Origin of the sequence: Pseudomarimonas arenosa (assembly GCF_014841215.1) — a bacterium.
Lineage (GTDB): Bacteria > Pseudomonadota > Gammaproteobacteria > Xanthomonadales > Xanthomonadaceae > Pseudomarimonas > Pseudomarimonas arenosa.
Genome location: NZ_JACYTR010000116.1, coordinates 1 through 3,767 on the forward strand (window position 1 = coordinate 1; position 3,767 = coordinate 3,767).

Consider the following 3,767-nt stretch of genomic DNA (forward strand, 5'->3'; position numbering starts at 1 on the left):
TGGCCGAGGCCAAAGTTCGCGCTTGTTGGCTGGAAGATTGATCTGCTTTGAAGCCGCCGCAGCAAGCGCTCTTGAAGGGGCTGCCTCAGTTCAAAACCCCAGTTGACTAACGCCGTATTGAGCTGCCGTTGGCCGGCAGACTATCAGAAAACACCATAACCTCTCCCAACGGTCAGCTCGAATACGTAGTTAGGTTACACGGCCGAGGAGTGCGATGGCCAAGAGCAAAATTCCAACCGCGCCCAACAAGAGCATGAAGAGCTTGGCAGATGCGATTGTGAACCGAGGGCGGCGGGAAATCTGTACGGCACCGGCCAACGAGGCAAGCCAGCCCAGCGACAAGAACAAGGCCACCAAGATCGCGAACCCGAGGCTGCTGCTCAGATTAGCTAGGCCAGGGATGTATTTCCACGCTCGAAAAGGACCGGCGAAACAGAGGAGCCCAGCGAGCGCGAGGTAGACGGCACCATGGACCTCAATGCGTGAGCTGCAGTTCGGACATGCGGCTGAGAGCACCGGAAGCCGAAGCGACTGGGCGAAGGGGATTTGCGACTGACATTTCGGACAGTTCATTACGCTGTGACCTAACGCCGTATTGAGGTGCCGCGGCACGACACCATTTCAGAAAACACCACGACACCTCCCCGCGGTCAGCTCAAATACGTAGTTAGAACGCACCACGCGGCACAGAAGAGCGCCTGCCTCCGAGAATGGAGACAAGTGATAGTAGCCCAAAGAACGCGCCAGCGGACATCTCCACCGCCGAGGTTGTGCGTTGGACCTCGACCAGAGCCTTGACAGACTCCGCTTGGAAAGTAGTTTGCTCCTTGAGACGAGCCAGGCAAGCGACTAGGTAACTCTCGGCACTGCCGGGTGCCGGCGTTCTGCGTGGTGGAGCGGCATCTGAAGGGCTAGCAACCTCGCTCACCAAGGCAAGGTGTTCACTCGACTCCAAGAATCTGATTGCACCATGAACAATCGCTGTAGTGCACAGGGCCAACGCAAAAAGATGGCCCCAAACCAAAAGACTACGCTTCATGGCTGCATTCTAACGCCGTATTGAGCTGCCGTTGGCCGCCAGACTATCAGAAAGCACCATGACGTCTCCCAACGGTCAGCTCGAATACGTAGTTAGAAGGCGGTGCCGCGGGAGCTCAGCCTCTACTCTGGAAAGCAAGGATTGCTAGTGCCGCCGTATGACCAGGTGGGGGTAATGTGCTCGAGCTTACCCTCCGGACTGAACTTTAGGGCAACCCAGCCGACCCACTCGCAGCCCTCCTTAGTATAGGGACTCTCGGACGACACCTCACTAAAAGCCGCAACAATGGTCTCTCGCGGAACCTGCTCCGCAATGCTCGGCAATGCCTGCAGAAGCTGCTTGTTCAACGACCGGTGCTCGTAAAGCTCTTGATCTCTGTAAGCAAGTGAAACCGCTAGATCGATGCTGTTGTAGACAACAAAGCCAAGCGCGGCGACCAAAGAAGCAATGACCGTCAAATAGGCGGCATGGACACGGAACGAGCCACACTGAACCTTGCGAAAGGCCATAGGAAGCCTTCTAACGCCGTATTGAGCTGCCGTTGGCCGGAAGACTATCAGAAAACACCATCACTTCTCCCAACGGTCAGCTCGAATACGTAGTTAGACGGCGGCCTTCGGGTTCAGTCTTGCCTGGGATCACTTGATCTAGCCATTTCTCCCCAGACGGGAATCAAGCCCTCCAGCAGAATGACACATAACGACAAGATCAGAAGCCAGCGAGCTGGGGTGACGAACCCAGCGGAGAAACCGAGCGAGGCTGCTCCTAGGCAGCACACTGCCACCAGAACACCGATTGTAGCCGAGGCGCGAAACCTAAAGGCGGCCATGCTGGTAGTGGAGCGACCAGGCGGAAGCGCGAAGACCGAGAGAGCAAAGATTGCAGCAACACCGTAGGCGATGCTGTGCTCCACAAGGGCTGCGGCAACCATACCAGTTACGCCAAGCAGCGCGACGGAGAGCGCCAGTACTTTGGACACCGACTACGTCTCCCTTCGCCGATCTAACGCCGTATTGAGGTGCCGCGGCACGATAACACTTCAGGAAACATCACGACCTCTCCCCGCGGTCAGCTCGAATACGTAGTTAGGGAACAGGACGACCCGCCAACGAGTAGCGGAGCGAGTCGACCAACCCGCGACTCCGGGTCCCGGGGTCTACGGGAGCGGAGTTGGCCGCAAGTGTAACCTGCCGGAAGAGAAGCATGGGGCACAGGAAGGGCGGAGCGATCGGGCGTGCCGCGAAGCGGGACGCAGCGAGAGGCTGGGCCAGCGGAGCGAAGCTGCGCGGCCAGACTGCGGGAGCCTGACAAAGCGCGATGTCACGCCCCAGATTTGCTCGCCGGCTCCGATCTCGGGAGGACGAGTGACGCCGCAACTCGACGAAGACAAGAACCCTGGAGCGAACCTTGAACCTCATGCCTCGGTACTGAGCCCCTGTTGCCTAACGCCGTATTGAGGTGCCGCGGCACGATAACACTTCAGGAAACATCACGACCTCTCCCCGCGGTCAGCTCAAATACGTAGTTAGGGAACAGGACGACCCGCCAACGAGCAGCGGAGCGATTCGACCAACCCGCGATTCCGGGTCCCGGGGTCTACGGGAGCGGAGTTGGCCGCAAGTGTAACCTGCCGGAAGAGAAGCATGGGGCACAGGAAGGGCGGAGCGATCGGGCGTGCCGCGAAGCGGGACGCAGCGAGAGGCTGAGCCAGCGGAGCGAAGCTGCGCGGCCAGACTGCGGGAACCTGACAAGGTGCGATGTCACGCCCCAGATTTTCTCGCCGGCTCCGATCTCGGGAGGACGAGTGACGCCGCAACTCGACGAAGACAAGAACGCTGGAGCGAACCTTGAACATCATGCCTCGGCACTGAGCCCCTGTTGCCTAACGCCGTATTGAGCTGCCGCGGCGCGACAGTTGATCAGTAAACACGGTAGCCTCTCCCCGCGGTCAGCTCGAATACGTAGTTAGACAACGGGCGATGCTTGTACATAGACAGATTTGTGGATAGGCCCGCCGTGAAAGACTGAAGTATACGTGCGAGGAAGCCAATTGTGCGCCCTGCGAGAGATTTGGAATTGCCCTCGCGGGGATTGGGCTAGTGCGTGCCCAGAGCTGGAAAGAGCCGGGCATGAAAATGCGAGACGCTTGGGGCTTGGCCGAGGCCACAGCTCGCGCTTGTTGGCTGGAAGATTGATCTGCTTTGAAGCCACCGCAGCAAGCGCTCTTGAAGGGGCTGCCTCAGTTCAAAACCCCAGTTGACTAACGCCGTATTGAGCTGCCGTTGGCCGACAGATTAACAGTAAACACGATCACCTCTCCCAACGGTCAGCTCGAATACGTAGTTAGAACGCAGGCGCGAACGACAGGGCGCCTACCCAACGAGAATGTACACCGCTGCGGCCGCCGTAGACCAGAACCCCACAACGAGAACCCAATTTGTGCGCCTTGAGCGAACTGGTAGATCCTTGAGGCTAGAGGACCAGAACCATAGCGCCAGGAAAGGGCCTGCGATGAGATCGCACAGTACGCACAGGCTGCCCTTCTCGGCGCCACTGCGATGATCTTGCTCTTGTGAATCCACCGAAAGACTCTCCACCGTGCGCTCTAACGCCGTATTGAGCTGCCGTTGGCCGGCAGACTAACAGTAAACACCATCACCTCTCCCAACGGTCAGCTCGAATACGTAGTTAGATTCAATGCGCGGAAACATGGGGCGCATCTCTTGAG

Annotated in this window: 2 protein-coding genes; both read right to left on the bottom strand. The window is 58.4% G+C overall.

The window, feature by feature from the left end:
• Positions 1 to 1,161: 1,161 nt before the first annotated feature.
• Positions 1,162 to 1,548 carry a hypothetical protein gene (locus IFO71_RS21310; RefSeq protein WP_192031708.1) on the bottom strand — a complete coding sequence of 129 codons (387 nt, stop codon included), beginning with the start codon at positions 1,546 to 1,548 and terminating at the stop codon, positions 1,162 to 1,164.
• 113 nt (positions 1,549 to 1,661) lie between these two features.
• Entirely contained in the window at positions 1,662 to 2,018 is a 357-nt protein-coding gene (locus IFO71_RS21315; RefSeq protein ID WP_192031709.1) for a hypothetical protein, read from the bottom strand.
• Positions 2,019 to 3,767: the final 1,749 nt, after the last annotated feature.

Excerpts from the sequence above, each read along its gene's own strand:
- IFO71_RS21310 (WP_192031708.1), bottom strand. The coding sequence starts at position 1,548 with ATGGCCTTTCGCAAGGTTCAGTGTGGCTCGTTCCGTGTCCATGCCGCC.